The organism is Shewanella sp. 0m-6 (genome assembly GCF_052977325.1).
In genome coordinates, this window is record NZ_JBRIMD010000006.1 from 21524 (window position 1) to 40782 (window position 19259).

The following is a 19259-nucleotide window of genomic DNA, read 5'->3' on the forward strand; positions in this document are numbered from 1 at the left end:
GGCCAAAGAATAACAAAAATCAGGCGCTTAATTTAACGATTAAGTACAAGGACTGGCATGTTAATGCGTATTTTCATCACCCTATTATCGTTCACACTTTCATCATTTTGTGCCAGCCATGTTTATGCTGCGCCAAGAGATGAGCTTTTAACGGAAGTGCAGTTAAGGGAAGCACCTAAAGTACTTGAGCAATCCTTAGCAAAAACGCTACCGGCATTACCCAATTTCACTTCTGCACAAGCGTTTAGCCTATTTAGTCAACAGATGCGCCTCTCAAGCGAAGAATTAAAGCGCGACATTCAGCTATCGGCTCGCTTAAAGATGGCGCTTTATAACAAAGATAAAAACCGTTATATCGCAGCGAAACGGCTCATAGAGCAACTTAAACATATCAGCGACAGCCCATTTGATAAAAGCTACTTGCTCATGCTCAAAGGGCGTTATGCTGGAAGAAGCCAACAAGACTACGCCAGCGCTATCGAGCATTATCAACAAGCGGTGCCCTTGATAGAGCATTCAAACAACCTGGCCGAGCAAGTACTGCTATATACCTTGCAAGAAGATCTCAGTGTTATGCACATGATATTGCGTAAAGAGGCGATTGCACTGCAGCACTTAAGAAAGCTCTCAGCTACTGCAAAGCTGCTCAATAATAATTACCTCATCGCCCAAACTGAATCGATATTAGGTAAGTATTTTTATAAACAAAATCAATTAGGCAAGTCGCTTTCTCATTACACTGAAGCGGTAAAGTATACCCGTGGCGGAGAGCACTCTTCTCTTAACGCCCATATTGAACTTCAACTTGCGAGGGTTTATCGCGATCTAGAATCTTGGGATGAGGCACTCACATCGGCCCACAACGCCGCCGAATCTTTTAGCAAGCTAGGTAACGAAAACTATGTTTCATCATCAATGACGGTCATCGCGATGATTTATGCCCGCCAAGGGCAGTGGTACAAAGCGATTGATTACCACTTAAATGCACAACAGATTGAATCTAAACTCGGCAATTATATTGGTCTAGGCCTCAACTTACATAACCTAGGTGAGGCCTACTTTAAGATAGGCGACTTAAAAAGCTCACTGACTAACCTTGAGCGAGCCAATAAGATTTTCACTTCCAAAAAGAGTGATCACTATTTAGTTTATAACAACCTCTTGATTGCAGAAGTGACAGCAAGCACTGGCGAGTGGCAAAAGTCTCTTAATTACGCAAAAAAAGCGGCTCAAATCGCCAAGGCGAAACAGCTTAATAACGAGTTAAAGCAAGCATTAACCAGACAAATTGATGCACTAGAAAAGCTTGGCCACTATGAAGATGCCTATAACAACGTTTTAATACTTAACCAACTCGATAGCAAATCTGAGCTGCAATCGAGTGAATTTGATCTGCAACAGTCGCAAATCATTGAGCAAAAACTTAAGCTCAATTTAAGTCAGAGCCAAAATGCGTTACAGTCAAAAAGTGATCAGCTCTATGCCGCTCGCTTAGTTAGCCTATTCTGCATCTTTGCCCTTTGCCTAATGCTGTTGTTATTAATCAAGCAATGGCGACTTAAAAGCAAGTTCAGTGTGGTCAACGCTAACCTGGCTCAAGCTCAGCGACTCGAACCATTTACAAAGCTTCCAGGCTATTTAGCTTTTAAGCTAGATTATGCCGCGCAGCACAATAAGCCCATAAAAACACTGGCTCTGATTTCACTTTCTGATCAACTAAACTCTGATTTGATTCAAGGTTATCAGTGTAATACTGATATGAATAAACAGCAGTTACTCGCTATTACAACTAGCCTAAAGTGCCAGTCTTACATTATCCGGCCAGGATTATTTTTAATCAGTTTTGATTCAACCATAGAACCCAATAGCCTACTGACAACACTTAGAAGCGTTATTAATGACAATTTTGGTGAGACCAGTCTTCATATGGGGATATTGCACCTACCGCTTCTAGGTGATTTAGCTATCAAACTGACCGCTGGACAACACTTTGGCAGCCTACAGATGATGTTATCTGCCGCCAAAACATTAGGCAGTGAGAAAGACTATTTTGTCACAATGAAAGCACTCAATTTTGCTTCAGCTGGAATATTTAACAAGCCACTTTACCTTAATATCGAAAAAAGCATTGTTCGTGGCATAATTAAAGTTGAAACCAATGGTAATAAAGAAGAGATCATTTGGCCAAGATGGAAGAGTCATCAAAATATCGATATCAATGATGACAAAGTAGCCATATAAGCATTTAAAGTTCGGCATTGGCCGATGTTAATTTCTCTTTTTAAAGACTACTGGTAAGATAAGTGCTTAAATTTAAGATTCATTTTTAGCTTGCGTAATTTATAGGAACCAAAATAAGCATGAAGGATGCCGCCATAAGTACGTCTCAATTAAGTCTGTTACAGCAGAAGCTCTTTGCTGCTAGACAGGCGTTAGATGAGATGAGCGAAGAGCAAAATGAAAAGCTGAACATCCTCATACAATTTATTGTTCAATTAAGCCTTGCCTGTAAAGGTCAAAATTTAGAGCTTGATAACAAACTTGCCAAGTTGCGCCACAAGTTAACCAAATTTAGTCAATTCGAAGACTCAATTTCAGATCTCAATGAAGCAGACTCCATCCTTAAACAGCAATATGCCCGAGTGATGCTGCAGCTCGAAGACAGTCGCCAATCATTAGCCACTATGGTGAGCCAAATTCAGCGAGTTGAATCTCTACCGAGTAAATTAAAGCTAGAGATTTCTTACTTCAAAAAAGATCTGCTTAAGCCATTCCATACCTATTGGGATTACATTCCAAAAGTAGAAAAAGTGGTTAACTTTTATGATGAAATCTTAAAAGAAAAACTAAGTTTTGGGGATCAGTTTGAAATTTTGCCTCGTCATAGGCAAGCAGCTCATGAGCTTGCACAACTGCTGTCAGAAATTGAATTTAGAAAAGAGCAGCGAGAGCAAGTCTCTCAAATTAAGCGCTCATTAACTGAAGAGTTTGAACTCGATACCTTACTTGATGCTTACCAAGTTGTACTTGGTCTTCTACTCGATAATATTGCGAGAGAAAAAACCGCCTCGCAAGAGTTTCTATACATACTCAATAATGCACTGAGCAATGTTCAAGAGGTGGTCACTGATTCATATAGTCACTCGGTAAAGAGTTTTCAAGTCACAAAGCAGCTTAATCGCGATATCAACTTTCAAGTCGATAATGTGGGAGAGGCGGTAATTGAAGTTGATAATATTGATGAACTGAAAAATCAGGTAACCCTTCACCTGTCTTCTTTACGCAAGTCTCTGTCTCGTAAAGAACAGCTTGAAAATAGAGAACAAGCCCAGCTAAAGCAGTCAGTTGAAGCATTGCGTCAAGAGCTCAAACTGCTTGGGAAAGAAACTGAATCATATAAAGAGCGCTTATTCGAGCAGCAAAAACTAAACCTGTTAGACTCATTAACCCAACTGCCGAATCGCAGTGCGTTAGAAGAACGTATGGATATTGAGTATCGCAACTATAAGCGCACTAAACAGCCATTATGGGTTGCTGTTGCCGATATTGATCATTTCAAAACCATCAACGATAGCTTTGGTCACAGCACTGGTGATAAAACATTGCAAGTTATTGCTATGGCACTAAAAAATGCTCTAAGAGAATCTGAATTTGTCGCTCGATATGGTGGCGAAGAGTTTGTGCTTTTACTGCCCGACATTGCCGAAAGTGATATTCAACCTTTACTTAATCGAGTGAGAGAAAAAGTAAAAAGTATTCCATTTAAGTTTAAAAATCAGAGAATTACGGTTACAGTATCTATAGGCGCTGCACAAATTATTGAAAATGAGCTCATAACAGAAACATTCGATCGAGCTGACGCAGCGCTATATAAAGCCAAAAACGAAAGCAGAGATAGAGTCATTATCGACTTCTAAGCACATCCCCTTGTGATAACGCCCGTTATCACATTTGCCTTGGTGGGACAGCTTGCCTATCACTGCTCAAGGAGTTGCTATGATTGTAAAAATTAGTCCTCGTGGAAGCCTAGATCAACTGTCACAACTGGAAGTTGATCGATTAAAACAAAACGCAAAGAGTGAACTTTATCAGCTTTACCGTAGCTGTTCACTCGCCGTTCTCGCATCAGGCCTACAAAGTGATAATGCCGAAGGCCTCTTCACCCAATTTAGTGATTTTAATATCAGTGTCCTGCGCCGTGAGCGCGGCATTAAGATTGAACTGATCAATCCGCCAGAAGAAGCCTTTGTTGACGGTGAAATTATTGCGGGGATCCAAGAACACCTGTTTTCGGTACTCAGAGATATCGTGTATATCAATGACAAATACGAGAACCTCAAGCACATCAATCTCACCAATGCTAATCACATCACTAACGTGGTCTTTGATATCCTACGTAATGCCCGCTCAATGCCGATGTTGGATCCCAATGTCGTTGTCTGTTGGGGTGGTCACAGTATCAACCCTATTGAATTCCAATATACTCGTGAAGTGGGTTATGAATTAGGTCTACGTAAACTCGATATTTGTACCGGTTGTGGTCCTGGCGCAATGGAAGGACCTATGAAAGGTGCGGCGATTGGCCACGCTAAGCAACGAATTAATCACGCCCGCTATATTGGTCTAACAGAGCCGAGTATTATTGCTGCAGAGCCACCGAATCAGATTGTAAATGAGTTGGTGATCTTGCCCGATATTGAAAAGCGTCTAGAGGCGTTTGTTCGCTTAGGTCACGGAATTATTATTTTCCCAGGCGGTGCCGGTACAGCCGAAGAGTTACTCTACCTGTTAGGTATTTTGCTTAATAAAGATAATCAAGATATTCCCTTTCCATTAGTCCTCACAGGGCCTAAAGAAAGTGAAGAGTATTTTCTACGTATCGATGAGTTTATTGGCGCGACCTTAGGTGCAGAAGCTCAAAGTAAGTACCAGATTGTGATTGATGATCCAGTAAAAGTGGCTCGCATTCAAAAACAGGCAATGGAAGAGATTAAAACCTTCCGCAGAGAAAATGGTGACTCATATCAATATCAGTGGTCGTTAAAAATAGAACCTGAATTCCAGCTACCATTTGAGCCGACTCATGAGGTAATGAGTAACCTAGATCTACACTTTCAAGCCAATAAAGCCGAGCTCGCTGCAAACCTTAGAAAAGCATTCTCAGGTATCGTAGCTGGTAATGTTAAAATGGACACCATTAAAGCTATCGAAGCCAATGGGCCCTTTGAGCTTAAAGGAGATCCCAAGCTTATGGCACTAATGGATGACCTATTGAGCGCTTTTGTATCACAGCAGCGTATGAAACTACCAGGAAGCGCTTACGTTCCCTGCTACAAAGTCATTAAATAACCACTTAACTAAGAAAATTAGAAATAAAGCGAATAGATGAATAAATTTCTTATTATAGATGGCATGAACTTAGTGCGGCGCATTCACGCCGCACAGCCAAATGAATCCGATATCACAGGGCTTAAAGAACGAGTCAATGGTGCATGTCGTAAACTACTTAAGTTCCATCAGCCCAGTCATGCCGCTATCGTTTGGGATGGTGATGCCATTTCATGGCGTAAAGCCCTATATGAAGACTATAAGAAAGGCCGTAAACCTATGCCAGAAGCGCTGGCTAATGGTCTTAACGATCTCAAAGCCTATCTTGCAGAGCATCAACTTAACTCTATCAATGCAGACTCTGAAGCTGATGATGTCATCGCAACCTTGGCGACTAAACTGAGTAGCATGAATGGCGAAGCAATTATCGTCTCGACCGACAAAGGTTTTAGTCAGTTAAGCCACCCTAGTATCAAGCGCTGGGATCATTTTAATCAAGACTATTTAACTATCGAAGAGATGGAGAAAAAGTTGGGGGTTGAACGTGCTCAGTTTATCGATTATTTAGCGCTTGCGGGTGATAGCGGCAATAAAATTCCTGGCGTTCCGGGCATTGGCCCTAAGTCAGCCGTTGAGTTACTCAAAATTTTTAGATCCTTAGCTAATATTTACAGCTCCATCGATAAAGTGGGGTCTAAACAAGCCAAAAAACTTGAACAAGGCAAACAGATGGCGCGCCTAAGCTATAAATTGGTTCAACTGCAAACTGAACTACCTTTGAATGTCAATTTAAAGCAGTTTAGAATTGAACCATAAAACCAATCAGTATAAACAGTAGCCCACACTTACAATTGTTAACACAAAGTTGCTCACACAGCATTTACCTAGCGGCATTCAAGTAGTACCTTAACGCTACAGAAAGAATTATGTGAAGGAAGCACTACTAGGATGAAATCTAAACTCCCAGTCATTGTCATCAGTATCTTTGTGGCTTATGTCGCCTTTGTCGCCGTGATTATGGTCTCGTATGATCCCAGTCCAGATGAAATGGATTGGGAAGATAGGCAAGCCTACAATAAAGCGCTGATGAATGAAGTGATTATTGGCCAAACTATCGAAGAAATTAAAACCTTGTTCGGAAAAGCTGATTTTACTGAAGCCAAAATATCTGACGAGCAGAGCTTACAAGTACTCTTTTACCGTACTCATCATAAGACCTCAGATGGTGAAACATCCAAAGAGGAGTGCACTCCTTTACTCTTCAAACAGGGTAAGCTTATAGCCTGGGGAGAAGATACCTATAATCAGTATTTGGCAAGCTCGATAGACAGTTAAGCGCTACAAAACTAAAAAGCAGCGAAAGTTATCGCTGCTTTTTAGTGCTCAACTTATACAATAATAAAAGCTGATAATTACTGGCTCTCTTTCTCCAGCTGTTGATTCGCCTTTTTTTCCGCTTCCTCTCGTTGCTTAAGCTGTTGCAATAATCGTTGTTGTTCTGATTGCTTAATCTTGCTTGATTGCTTTTTAGCTTCCCATTCCGGCTCGCCTTCTAATGGTGCTTTGGCACTCACCGATAACGGTAAAGCCAATACCAATACACTCATTAAGCACATACTTTGTAGCTTGTTCATTTACGATCCTTGTTGATGAGTTTTGCTTAGGTTGCCACTAGATTATTACCAGATGATGATTACCTCAATAATGAGGTAACCATGACAATCTGATGACAAATAGCCAATAGCCAAATACAGTCTGACATTCATTGCCCAGCTGCTAACTCAGAGCTAATTACCAAACTATTACCAAAACTATTTCCAAAACTATTACCAAAACTAAGCCTGAACTAATCCCAAAACTAAGTCAGAAGTTAACCAGCCATTAGCATATTAAAACTTTAAAAGTATAGACACTTAACGCAAAGCTAATCTGTCACCAGCTAATGTTAGTCATGAAAACAGCTAATAGCGCAGGAGCTATTGCTCGGCTATTTGCATATGAAACCGTTACTTTTTATAGGCTATAAATATGCTAAAAAGATAGCCCAAGCGAAACAGGTTTTATTGAAACAAAAATGCCGAGGTCTACACCTCGGCATTTAACACGCTATCAATTCATACTTTATCAGCAGATAGCTATCGGCTAGAGCTCTGTAAGCTAGAGAGCCATAAGCTAGCGATTAATCACACAGGCAATAACTCGCCAGACAAGCTACAACCCATTGGGTCAATCTGCCTTTTTATACTCAGTATAAGCCTCACCTTCACTCAACCATTTAGGTGCTGGAGCCCCTTTTAAGTAATGGTCGAAATATTCCATCATGCGAATACTGTAGTCGAGTTTATTGGGGTATTTTTTCAGGTGATGAGGCTCATCTTCATACTGCAAGAACACCACATCTTTACCCGCTCGGCGCATCGCTAAATACAGCTCAACCCCCTGCTCCCAGGGCACCGCATCATCTTTATCACCAAACATAATCATCATCGGTGTTTTAATGCGTTCAACATAAAATACCGGAGAGTTCTCTATATACTTTTGTGGTAACTTAAATAAACTTTCTCCAATACGACTTTGGCCTGTTTCATACTGAAACTGTCTTGCTAAGCCACTACCGTGGCGAATACCGCTATAAGCACTCGTCATATTCGACACTGGCGCACCTGTAACTGCAGCCTTAAAGATATTCGTTTTTGTCACCGCAAATGCTGTTTGATACCCCCCCCAAGAGTGACCTTGAATACCGACAGCCTTTGGATCGGCAATTCCGATATCAATCAAGTGCTGCACACCTGAGGTCAATGCTTGTACTGATGAGTCACCAGGGTAACCCACTTCGAAGCGAATATCCGGTAAGAATACTGCGTAGCCATTATCAGCAAACCAAGCAAAATTGGGACGATGATTAATCTTCATCTGCGGGAAAGCGTGTAATCTATCACTCATAAAGCGATAAAAATAAACCAACACCGGATAACGTTTTCCTTCAACGTAATTTGTCGGCTTAATCAATACACCATCAAGTGGTTTACCGTCACCATTAGTCCACTGTACGAGTTCTGATTGACTCCAATTAAAAGCTTCACGCTGCTTATCGAAGTTTGTTTGACGAGTCGCATCTTGCACGGAGTCATAACTGGCACTATAAAGATCGGGGAACAGATCATACTGCTCCTTTGAATACACAATCGTCTTAGCATCTTTACTGCGTGCGAGTAGCTTTAGCTTATAATCCCCCTTCATTAATGGCGAAACTCCCGCCACACCAACTTGAGCTTGATAAAAGCCATCGCCTTTAGTGATATCACTGTAACCCTGCAGCAGCACTTTTTCATCACTATTTAGCACACTTGGATAGTCTTTATCTTTCACCAGTCCAGTGATTCGATATTGAACACCTTGCTTACGGCCTTCACCAGCGGTTAACGTAAATGCCTCATGGGAGGCCGTATTAACCTGCCAAATATCAAATTTGTCATAGAGCAATAATCCACTGTCGCCGCTAATCCATGGTCCTAAGCCATAACTTGGAGCGTTTGATGGGTAGTCATGATCTTCATTCGCAAACGAAACCCCCAAGCTTTTAGTGATATTCGTACGTCTATCCTGCGCTATTTCATATAAAAAGACGTTGCCGTGTAAGTAATATGAGACAAACTTCTCACCCGGTGACAATTCAGGTTCATCAGAGCTACTTTGCTGAGTTAATAGCGGGATCTTGCGGCCAGTATTGAGATCGACCAAGTAAAAGTCACGATAGAAACCTGCCCAGGTAATCATCTTGCGATACGGCAGATCTGAACTTGCGAGCGCAAAGCGTTGTTGTTGCTGCACCTCAACATCGGGAACGCTCAGGTCGCCAAGCTGCACAAGGTAGTTACCATTAACATGTAATACCGCTAAATAAGTGCGCTTCAACTCTTTTTTATACTGCTTCACTTCATGGGGTTTAATGCGAGGGTCGTCGCCATGCCAGACCCTTAATTCGCGGTTAGCGGTAATCACATCTTTATCAAATAGATCCGCCTGGCTTTCAACTTTAGCAATGTCTAACTGCTGACTCACCTGTGGTACACGACCGAAAAACAAACGTTGGCTATCATCAGAGAATCGCAAATCCGCGTAACGATTCAAGGTCCATTCGACAGCTTGAGGCGCCAAAGTCACCTTGTTATTTTCAAGGTTTAACAATGAGAGTTGATATTCTCGACCATAAGGGGCTGCATTAACGTCGCCATAGGTATAGCCTAAATACTTACCGTCGTTACTTAATGCAATTGAACCAAGTTGTTGCTGTTTTAAACTCTGTACAATCGATGCGGTATTGTCAGCAAGTTTAACCAGTCTTAGTTCATGCTTATTCGTTTCAATATTATTTATCGCTAAAGCGAAATGCATACCTGACTTATCAAAATTAAGTGCGGTAACATCTTTAAAACTTATTGATTTCATATTGTTAAGTGATACCAACTCAACAAGTGAGCCTTTATCATAATCATCAACTTTTAGCTCTTTGTGACCGTTTTCAGGTTTATCAGCTGATTTGTCATCTTTTTTGCTTTCATCAGCTTCAAACCAAATCGCTAAATGGCTACCCGTCTCGTTGAATTCAAAGGATTTAACACCTTTGTAACGTATCTCTTTGCCCGTTGTGGTATCTAACAAAACTAATCCAGGCTTAAGTTTCTTTTTAGCTTTCTTGGTCGCTTGTTCTGAATCAAGTAAAGGCACCGCATCAACAAATGCTACAAATCGGCCGTCATGACTAATTTTTGGCTTGCTGCCACCTTGTACACTAAACTGTTTATTTGCAATTAAGCTGTTAACTAAACCGTAGCTATCGCCACGATCCGGTGCGACTTCAACCGCAAGTATATTGCCCACATCTGAAAGAATAGGCTTTTTAAGCGATTCGAATCGCATGATATCGTCGGGGGTGATGCTATTTGTGGCCGCCATCAAGTTTGCAGACAGCAAGCTTGTCGATAATAGCAATAATGACTTTATAGGTAGTGACTTCAAGGTCTTCCTCATTATTATTTTATTAGACTAAAGTAGACTTTTTAACCTTCTAACGAACAATCATCGTCATAAGCAGTTATTTATGCAAGTTACCCTACAGAAAAAAACGTGAGATTGCTCACTATTTACTGTGAAAGTTGTTTAAAAGTGTTTAAAATACGTCGAATAAAAAGAAAATAAATTAAAGTTACTTTCCGTGTCCTAAGACATGGTTACACAATTGCAGTAACGCCTAACCTTGGTAGGACTATCCATGACAAAAAGAACTATAACCGTAATCCCTGGTGATGGGATTGGCCCAAGCATTATCGATTCAGCACTAAAAATCCTTGATAAAGCAGGTTGTGATTTTGAGTATGAGTTTGCAGATGCGGGTTTGGTTGCATTAGAAAAGCACGGTGAATTATTACCTCAGCGTACCTTAGAACTTATCGAAAAGAACCGCATTACTCTCAAAGGCCCGCTAACTACACCGGTTGGAGAAGGCTTTACCTCTATTAACGTTAGCCTGCGTAAGCAATTTAGCCTTTATGCAAACGTACGCCCTGTTCTATCTTTCAAGGGGACTCAGGCTCGTTATGACAATATCGATATCATTACTGTTCGTGAAAATACTGAAGGTATGTACTCAGGATTAGGTCAAACCGTATCTGAGGACGGCGCCACTGCCGAAGCGACCAGTATTATTACTCGTCAAGGCGCAGAGCAGATCACCACATTTGCTTATGAGCTTGCACGTAAAGAAGGCCGTAAAAAGGTGACTATCGTTCATAAAGCGAACATCATGAAGTCAACGTCAGGTTTATTCTTGAAAGTCGCCCGTGAAGTTAGCTTGCGCTACCCTGACATCACGACTGAAGAGATGATTGTTGATGCAACCTGCATGAAGCTGGTCATGAACCCAGAAAACTTCGATGTCATTGTTACTACTAACCTATTTGGTGACATTTTATCGGATCTTTGTGCAGGTCTTGTTGGTGGTCTAGGTATGGCACCTGGTGCAAACATAGGTAGCGACGCCGCTATTTTTGAAGCTGTACACGGCAGTGCACCTGATATCGCAGGTAAGAACCTAGCCAACCCGACTTCTGTCGTCCTAGCGTCAATTCAGATGCTTGAGTACTTGGGCATGTCTGATAAAGCTGAGCTAATTCGCGCAGCAATCACTGCAGTCATCGAAGAAGGCGATCGTACCACTCGCGATCTTGGTGGTACTCACGGCACGACTGACTTCACTCAGGCTGTGATTGAACGTCTATCTTAATCTGCTTTAACCTGCAGTATTAAAAAGGCCCCATGTTTGCACATGGGGCCTTTTTTTATGCTTTCTGCATCAGCCTAGCCTGGAGCTAGACTAACAGTTAACTGGTTACCAAGGTTGATTTGGTCGCAAGCAAAGGTGAACCGTCACTTCATCACGGTCGTGGTATAAATGCTTAGCAGCAATAGAGAAATCATCAACACCGTTTTCTTTTAAGATCTCATCCATCGTCGCCAAAATCGTCGACACTTCTTTATAACGTGCTTTCATAGGCAATTTTAAGTTGAAGATAGATTCTTTAAACCAACCGTTAATCGCCCATGCTTCGATAAGCTCAGCTACGCGAGATGGCTTTTCAATCATGTCACACACAAGCCAAGTGATGTTCTTTCTTGGGGGCTCGAATCTGAATCCATCAGCTTGGTAATGTTTTACCTGTCCAGTATTCATCAAACCTTCATCCATTGGGCCGTTATCGACAGCCGCAACAAACATACCGCGTCTCACAAGCTGATATGTCCAACCACCAGGGCAAGCACCAAGATCCACCGCTTTCATACCACTGCTTAAGCGAGTTTCTTGCTCTTCTTTAGGGATGAAGTGAATAAATGCTTCATCAAGCTTTAGGGTCGAACGACTCGGCGCGTCGGATGCAATCTTAAGTCTTGGGATCCCCATGAAATAAGGCGAGCTGTTATTACTCAGTGAATAACCCACATAAGCCTGGCCTGATGCGACAAAACACACATGAATAATAGGACGCTTTGGGTTTTCTTTTTCAAGCAGTGTGCCCGACTTTTTCAATGCCTGTCTAAGCGGTACGGTAAACTTACGGCAGAAGTTAGATAGCTCTTTAGCTTCGTTCGTATCAGGCGTTTCAACGCGCAATTCACCCGCTTTATTGACCTGTGTTAACGCTTCAACAATCGGACTGATTCTATCTTGTTCAGGTAAGCCTTTTAGTAACTCTTTTGCAGCAAACATCTGCCGAGCAAAAATAAGTGAGTCCAGACTGATGTTTTTAGCTAAAACTTCAGCATCGCCGGCTTGGAAGCACTGAAAAATGACATAAGCATCATTGGTGTTGGTTTTTACAAATCCACCAATATCAAGCTCAGCCGCACGCACTTGGATCTCAGCTGCGCAATCTTTTTCATAACCAGCACGGCAAAATAAAAATAGGTTTATCATTGAATTTCCTGAAGATAAAAATAATATCAATCAAAGTCTCATTATAAAAACGACACTTGGCTTCAAAGCATAGCGCTTAAAACAGCCAACGTATTTGAATAATTGATACAAAAAAGCGGCCAACAAAGTTGTTGCCCGCTATTTTACACTGTTCAAGCTTAGCTGTGTACTGTCTAAAATTTAATATCGCTACTCGGGTTGACTACATGACTTGAGTACGCTCTATTTTCTTGCAAACACCCCAGTTAAAAACGCCGCAGTTAATCCAGCTCTTTGACTCGATTACGCCAAACAGCCAGCGCAATAAACAACCAACCAAGTAGGAAACAAACACCCCCTATTGGCGTGACAGGCCCAGTCCATTTTGCACCGATTAATGCGTATAAATATAGCGACCCCGAAAACAACACCATACCGGCGATAAACAGATAACCCGCCCAATCCAGCAAACGAGACTTAATCCAGTGTCCCGAAAAAGCCACCACGATAAGTGCGAAGGTATGATAAAACTGATATTCGACACCTAAATTAAAGATGGCAATTAAGTCTGCTGGCGCCACATTTTTCAGTCCGTGTGCACCAAAAGCACCTAATGCCACAGCGATGAAACCACTTAATGCTGCAAGCAGCAAAAATCCATTACGCATTTAACCTCCCAAACGATTACAGTCAACTTTCATCAATGCCACTTTGAGTGCCATATTCAAGTCGTGCATTGCCCATTATTATTTTGCAATAAACCTATTGATAAGCGAGATAGCTTGTTCCAGATTAGCTGCTAAGGTAGTCCCTGACGACTTGCGCGGTTTAAAACCATGATCGCCATCAATTAACCAATGCAATTGAACCTTATTCATTATCGGCCAAGTTTCAACCAAGCCTTTGTGCCCAAATTTATCACGCTCGCCCTGGATCACCATAATAGGGGCCGAACAATTCTCTATAGGCGCTAAACGCGGTTCACCGCCACTGAGTGGAATAAAGGGGTAACCTAAACACACCACACCATCAACCTCTAGGCTCTCGGCCAAGATTGTCGACATGCGCCCACCCATGGATTTACCCACTAAGTAGACTTTATTAGGCTTAAATTGCTGTTTTAGAATACTAAGCTGCTGTGCATAATCGGCGATAAGCTTTGGTGCTCTATCGGGCGGACGACGTTTACCGTCAATGGCATTGGCGCGCATGTAAGGAAAGTTAAATCGCACGATACGCGCGCCACTCTCGGCTAAACCTTTGGCCATGGCCGTCATAAACTCATGGCGCATGTTTGCCCCTGCACCATGAGCCAATACGATCAGCGTGTCACTGTTTGCACTATTGCTACTGGGCTCCTCAACCAGATACTGACTGGCATCAAAAACGAACTCCTCGTGTTTCTCGTGAATTAAGCTCGCAACAGCCTCTGCTAGCACACCCTCTAAATACGCTTGCTTTAACTTATCCTGTAAGCAGCTCACTACGAGTCTCCTCTTCGAACATATCAAGCATCCACTCTCTAAAGGCCGCAACCTTACCTATCTCGGCATGGTTTTGCTGGCACACTAGATAATATGCATTCTTACTGACTAAAACTTCAGGGAATGGACAGACCAAACGACCCGCTTTGATATCTGGCCTTGCCAGCACACTGTAGCCTAGCGCCACGCCTTGCCCGTGAGCAGCCGCCTGTAACACTAGTGAAGAGTGACTAAATATCGGTCCCTGGTTCACATTAATATCAGTAATTCCACATTGCCTAAACCAAGCCAGCCAATCTTGGCGGCTAGAGTCATGCAATAAGGTATGGTTTTTAAGATCACTCGGCTTCTCTAGCGGCTTAGGACCATTCAATAATAAGGGGGAACAAACCGGAATTAGCACTTCGTTTCGAAGCTTATCGGCACGCATACCAGGCCAGTTGCCCATGCCGTAATAAATGGCCACATCAACATCATCGGTGAGTGAACCATCCTCATCATCAACCGCTTTAATCCTTACGTCAATTTCAGGATTTTTCTCGCTAAATTTAGCCAGCCGAGGCACTAACCATTGAATAGCAAAGCTAGGCGAGGTGGCTACTGTAAGCGAACCGATGGCGCTTCGGGCTAACAATCTGTCAGTCGCATCGGCAAGCTGAGTAAAGATATCTTTAATGTCGAGAAAGTAGCTTTGTCCCTCCTCGGTTAACAGCAATGAACGGTTCTTACGACGGAACAGTTTTAATCCAAGATACTCTTCTAATGCTTTAATTTGATGACTCACTGCTGCCTGAGTAACAAACAATTCTTCAGCTGCTCGAGTAAAGCTTAAATGCCTAGCTGCAGCCTCAAATGCCTTTACAGCATTTAGGGGAGGTAATCGTCTTGCCATAGTGATCTGGATCCCGATTTTTAATTAGTTTTTCTAATGCGCATTGTTACATTTTATCGTTTGTAAAGGCCAGTCTTTTTGTTCAAAATCTGCCCCAACGAAATGATACTAGTTGGACAACCTCTACGACGTAATGGGGCGTGTCTAACAACCCAAATTTTAGCCTGGAGGCTACCGCGTATGTTAAACCTTAAATCAGTATTTGTTCTTGCCATTCTCAGCGTGTCGGCATCTGTAAGCGCTGATGAAATCAGCATCGATACCAAAGATATTGAAGCGACATTAACAGCTAACTTAGCAGAAAGCATGGAATTAATGCAGGCGCAGCTAACCTCTGAGCTTGATACAATGCTAGTTACTGATGAACAGAAGAAGAACGAAGAAGCCACTGCGCAGCTAATATTAGCTGATTAGTTTTGCTGTAACGACTTCAATGTTAAAAACCACCTATTCGGTGGTTTTTTTGTGTCCGTAAATTGTGATTTAGTGAACATTGAGCACAAAAAAGGCGACTTACTTAAGTCGCCTTTGCAATACCTACGCTAATAGGCGCTCATAGCGCCCAGCTTAAGGACGGTAAACCTTAACATTGGTGTAACCTTGTTCTTGCAGATAAAGGGCCTGTAGCTTACTCATGACCCCACGGTCACAATAAAGCAGGTAGCTCTTCTCTTTATCTAAGTCAGCAAACTGAGTTGCTAACTTATAAAAAGGAATCGGCTTAACTTCTACACCCTCAATGTCCAGCGGAGCTTTCTCTTCCTCTTCAGGAGCACGGACGTCGATAATAATTTCATTCGCGTTAATCGCATCAACGGTTTCTGTTTCAGTGATCTTAGTATCCATCTGTGCAGCAATCTCCCTAATATCGATAATTTCAGCATCGGCAATCACGCGATCAAGTAGGTCTTCAGAGAATTTAGCCTCTTCTGCTTCAACTTTAGATAAAACAGCTTTTACCGTTGGCTTTTGCGAAATTACGCCACAATATTCAGGGATCGACTTAGCAAAATCTTCGGTTCCGATCTGACGGCTAATGTTGATGATATCTTGCTTATCCATGGCGATAAGTGGACGTAAGATTAACTGCTCAGTACAGCGGTCAATCACGTTCAAGTTAGTCAATGTTTGGCTAGATACCTGGCCCATTGCTTCACCCGTCACCAATGCTTGAATACCCATCTTTTGTGCTACACGTGTTGCTGCACGCATCATCATACGCTTTAAGATAACGCCCATTTGACCGTTGTCTATACGCTCAAGAATTTCTTGAACTACTGGGTCAAACGGTACAGAGATAAATTTAACTTTATGCGACTCGCCGTATTTCTGCCATAAGTGATAAGCCACCTGTTTAACACCAATTTCGTGTTGGTCGCCACCTAAGTTGAAGAAACAGTAATGAGTACGTGAGCCACGCTTAATGAACATGTAGCTCGACACACCTGAATCGAAACCACCTGAAATAAGTGATAACACGTCCTCTTGCGTCGCCATAGGGAAACCGCCAAGACCTTCAATACGCTTATCAATAATGTAGAGATTGTCATTATCAATCTCTAGATGCACTGTCATATCAGGATTTTTTAAACGAACGCCTGCCGCCTCAGTAAACTGATTGAGTCCACCACCCACATAGCGTTCAACTTCAATCGAATTAAACTCATGCTTACCCGCACGTTTTACACGTACACAAAACGTCTTACCTGCTAGTTGCTCTTTATAAGCAACTAAAGTTTGTTGGTAGATGTCATCAACAGAAGTAAAGGTACTCACATTCACTTGCAATACATGTGCAATACCTGGAATACAGGCTAAACGTTCGCCAAATGCTTCAACCAGATCAGGCCTATCATCTGGTACCATCACCATGATTTTATCCCACTGGCGTTGTACTTTGGCAGACTCATCTACTTTTTTAAGTACGTTACGAATGTTGGTCTCAAGCATTTTGGTAAAGCGCATTCTTACCGGCTTGCTTTTCATCATGATTTCAGGAAACAGTTTTACGATAAATTTCATTGGTCTTCCGCGAGGTGGTATTTAAACAGCAATTTACCGATTATAACAAGATCACATGGCAATTGCGTATATCCAATCTCAGTTTGTCTCAACAAAACCGTAAATTTTCGCGTTATATATCGATTCTGGGTGTTTTTTGGCAAACCCACACAAGGGTGATGATGATTGAGTGGTTGTTCTCTTGTGAAGTGATCCAGCGCAAACATTGCCAAACAAAAACAGGTAAGCGAGTCACCTCGATTACCTGTTTTGTCATAGCGAGAACCTAGATTATTTACCCACTTGAATCTCTGCCGACTCCTTAGCTTTACCCTGCTCTATCGCGATCTCGACACGTCTATTTCGGGCTCGATTCGCATTTGAGTTGTTTTCAACTAATGGATCTGATGAGGCCATACCAACCACTTTCATACGCTGCTGGTCAAAACCCTTTACTCGAATAAGTTCATGGGCAACCGCGACTGCACGTTTGCTCGAAAGATCCCAGTTAGAGCTATAAAGTTCATTGGAGATATTCCAGTTATCGGTATGCCCCGACACAGTAACAATCCCTGGCACATCCTTTAGTAATTCACCAACACGACGCACCACCGGTTTAAATCTAGGTTGTAAGAAACCCGAACCTGAAGCAAACGATCCCTTTTCACGAATACGGATAATGATTTGTTGGCCTAGGGATTCAATTTCTATCGCCCCGTCAACAATCTCTTTATTGAGCTCCTGTGCCATCTTCTTGACTTGCTCATTGATCTTATCTTGAGCAGATGCTTGAGTCTTAGTGGACTCAGTTTCTGATTTCGCTGCAGATTCAGCCTTAGCTTCTGCCTCACTTTGCTCGACAGCCGTAGCCGATGCTTGACCACCACGCTGCTCTCCGCGTTGCTGCTGAATACCACCAGCACTTGAGTCTTCCCCCTCTTGAAATTCAAGCATAGGTTCAGTCATTTCATTGGTTTGCTGATTAATAATCTCAATGGGGGTCGGTTCTGGCTTGCCTGGGCGAAACTCTAATGCAATAACCGAAGTGCCCTTTGGAATATCTTTCACTTCGACTTTATTTTGTACACCAAAGGCGTATTTCATCGAGCCGGCAATCTGCTTGAACTTCATGACATCCATTTCAGAAAATGCCAGCAGTAATACGAAAAAACACATCAGTAATGACATTAAGTCGGCAAAGGTTGCCAACCAAAGGGGGGCTCCTGGTGGCGGGCAATCACATTTGGCTTTTTTAGCCATCTGCTTACGCTCCGTCCAAGGTGTCTATTTTTCTCGACTTTTCAGTAAGGTAATTCTTTAAAAACCCTTCAATCACCCGTGGATTTTGTCCATCTTGAATAGCCAATACCGCATCCATAATCAAGTTACGGTTTAGCATCTCTTCATTCATCCGTAGTGATAACTTATCAGCAATAGGGATAGCAATCATGTTAGCCACAACCGCACCGTACAAGGTGGTCAGTAGTGCGACCGCCATCGCAGGGCCAATAGATTTTGGGTCATCCATATTAGATAACATGCCCACTAGACCGATAAGGGTACCGATCATGCCCATGGCTGGAGCGACATCGCCGATAGACTTAAAAATACCAATGCCTGTTCTATGGCGCTCTTCAGTCAACGCGATATCTTTTTCTAACGCATCTCGCACCACATCGCCATCATGGCCATCGACCAACATGTCGATCGCTTTTTGCATAAAACTATTACTGATCTCGGCTTCTTCCAATGCCAAAAATCCGCCCTTACGTGCAGCGTCTGCCATGGAGATTGATTGCTCAATCAGATCTTCTGGCTTATCTAGTTTGAAGATAAACGCTTTACCGGCAATTTTTGCTGAACCTAAGAATTGCTTAAGATTGTATTTCATCATCACGACGAACAATGAGCCTATCATCACAATAAGAATCGAGGGCACGTTGATAAAAATACCTATGCCGCCACCACTGACCATCGCCATAATAACGAAGGCAAATGCGCCAATAAGTCCAATTAGGGTTGCTAAATCCAAAACCGCTCCTCAAATACCGAACAAAATACTGCTTGTCTGCAGTCTCAAATGCAAATGGCTACATAGGGT

Annotated in this window: 17 protein-coding genes; 7 read left to right on the top strand and 10 right to left on the bottom strand. The window is 42.3% G+C overall.

Going from position 1 to position 19259, the window contains the following annotated elements:
- Positions 1-63: 63 nt before the first annotated feature.
- From ACVBJC_RS06345 to ACVBJC_RS06365, 5 genes are all read left to right on the top strand, one after another.
- Positions 64-2241 (top strand): tetratricopeptide repeat protein, encoded by a 2178-nt coding sequence (locus tag ACVBJC_RS06345; RefSeq protein WP_447160037.1) that lies wholly within the window; start codon positions 64-66, stop codon positions 2239-2241.
- A 119-nt stretch (positions 2242-2360) separates the two neighbouring features.
- Positions 2361-3917, top strand: coding sequence for a diguanylate cyclase domain-containing protein (locus tag ACVBJC_RS06350; protein ID WP_447160038.1), 1557 nt, complete (start codon positions 2361-2363; stop codon positions 3915-3917).
- 79 nt (positions 3918-3996) lie between these two features.
- Positions 3997-5349 (top strand): nucleotide 5'-monophosphate nucleosidase PpnN, encoded by a 1353-nt coding sequence (gene ppnN, locus ACVBJC_RS06355; protein WP_447160039.1) that lies wholly within the window; start codon positions 3997-3999, stop codon positions 5347-5349.
- Between the two features lie 36 nt (positions 5350-5385).
- Complete coding sequence (gene xni, locus ACVBJC_RS06360; protein WP_447160040.1) at positions 5386-6144, top strand: flap endonuclease Xni; 759 nt, start codon at positions 5386-5388, stop codon at positions 6142-6144.
- A gap of 132 nt (positions 6145-6276) precedes the next feature.
- Positions 6277-6663: a DUF3192 domain-containing protein gene (locus ACVBJC_RS06365; RefSeq protein WP_447160041.1), complete on the top strand. Its 387-nt coding sequence runs from the start codon at positions 6277-6279 to the stop codon at positions 6661-6663.
- Between the two features lie 77 nt (positions 6664-6740).
- Here the strand turns inward: ACVBJC_RS06365 and ACVBJC_RS06370 are convergent, their stop codons facing one another.
- Together ACVBJC_RS06370 and ACVBJC_RS06375 are read right to left on the bottom strand one after the other, a co-directional pair.
- Entirely contained in the window at positions 6741-6962 is a 222-nt protein-coding gene (locus ACVBJC_RS06370; protein ID WP_447160042.1) for a hypothetical protein, read from the bottom strand.
- Between the two features lie 592 nt (positions 6963-7554).
- The gene (locus ACVBJC_RS06375) at positions 7555-10350 is read right to left on the bottom strand and encodes a prolyl oligopeptidase family serine peptidase (RefSeq protein ID WP_447160043.1); all 2796 of its coding nucleotides are present in this window, start codon (positions 10348-10350) and stop codon (positions 7555-7557) included.
- 253 nt (positions 10351-10603) lie between these two features.
- On the opposite strand from ACVBJC_RS06375, the gene ACVBJC_RS06380 reads away from it, so the two are divergent.
- The gene (locus tag ACVBJC_RS06380; RefSeq protein WP_447160044.1) at positions 10604-11614 is read left to right on the top strand and encodes an isocitrate dehydrogenase; all 1011 of its coding nucleotides are present in this window, start codon (positions 10604-10606) and stop codon (positions 11612-11614) included.
- Positions 11615-11719: 105 nt separating this feature from the next.
- Here the strand turns inward: ACVBJC_RS06380 and rlmM are convergent, their stop codons facing one another.
- From rlmM to ACVBJC_RS06400, 4 genes are all read right to left on the bottom strand, one after another.
- Positions 11720-12802: a 23S rRNA (cytidine(2498)-2'-O)-methyltransferase RlmM gene (rlmM, locus tag ACVBJC_RS06385; RefSeq protein ID WP_447160045.1), complete on the bottom strand. Its 1083-nt coding sequence runs from the start codon at positions 12800-12802 to the stop codon at positions 11720-11722.
- 260 nt (positions 12803-13062) lie between these two features.
- Positions 13063-13449, bottom strand: a complete 387-nt coding sequence (locus tag ACVBJC_RS06390; RefSeq protein WP_447160046.1) for a DUF423 domain-containing protein — start codon at positions 13447-13449, stop codon at positions 13063-13065.
- A 78-nt stretch (positions 13450-13527) separates the two neighbouring features.
- The gene (locus ACVBJC_RS06395) at positions 13528-14265 is read right to left on the bottom strand and encodes an alpha/beta fold hydrolase (protein ID WP_447160047.1); all 738 of its coding nucleotides are present in this window, start codon (positions 14263-14265) and stop codon (positions 13528-13530) included.
- Positions 14246-15157, bottom strand: a complete 912-nt coding sequence (locus ACVBJC_RS06400) for a transcriptional regulator GcvA (RefSeq protein WP_447160048.1) — start codon at positions 15155-15157, stop codon at positions 14246-14248. Before ACVBJC_RS06400 ends, ACVBJC_RS06395 begins: the two co-directional genes overlap by 20 nt.
- A gap of 180 nt (positions 15158-15337) precedes the next feature.
- Here ACVBJC_RS06400 and ACVBJC_RS06405 point away from each other — a divergent pair, with 180 nt between their 5' ends.
- Positions 15338-15571 carry a hypothetical protein gene (locus tag ACVBJC_RS06405; protein WP_447160049.1) on the top strand — a complete coding sequence of 78 codons (234 nt, stop codon included), beginning with the start codon at positions 15338-15340 and terminating at the stop codon, positions 15569-15571.
- Between the two features lie 153 nt (positions 15572-15724).
- On the opposite strand, the gene thiI is transcribed toward ACVBJC_RS06405, so the two are convergent.
- From thiI to pomA, 4 genes are all read right to left on the bottom strand, one after another.
- Positions 15725-17179, bottom strand: coding sequence for a tRNA uracil 4-sulfurtransferase ThiI (gene thiI / locus ACVBJC_RS06410; RefSeq protein WP_447160050.1), 1455 nt, complete (start codon positions 17177-17179; stop codon positions 15725-15727).
- A 112-nt stretch (positions 17180-17291) separates the two neighbouring features.
- Positions 17292-17435 carry a hypothetical protein gene (locus tag ACVBJC_RS06415; protein ID WP_447160051.1) on the bottom strand — a complete coding sequence of 48 codons (144 nt, stop codon included), beginning with the start codon at positions 17433-17435 and terminating at the stop codon, positions 17292-17294.
- A gap of 14 nt (positions 17436-17449) precedes the next feature.
- Entirely contained in the window at positions 17450-18418 is a 969-nt protein-coding gene (locus ACVBJC_RS06420; protein ID WP_447160052.1) for a flagellar motor protein MotB, read from the bottom strand.
- Positions 18419-18422: 4 nt separating this feature from the next.
- Positions 18423-19190: a flagellar motor protein PomA gene (gene pomA, locus ACVBJC_RS06425; protein WP_447160053.1), complete on the bottom strand. Its 768-nt coding sequence runs from the start codon at positions 19188-19190 to the stop codon at positions 18423-18425.
- Between the last annotated feature and the right edge of the window lie 69 nt (positions 19191-19259).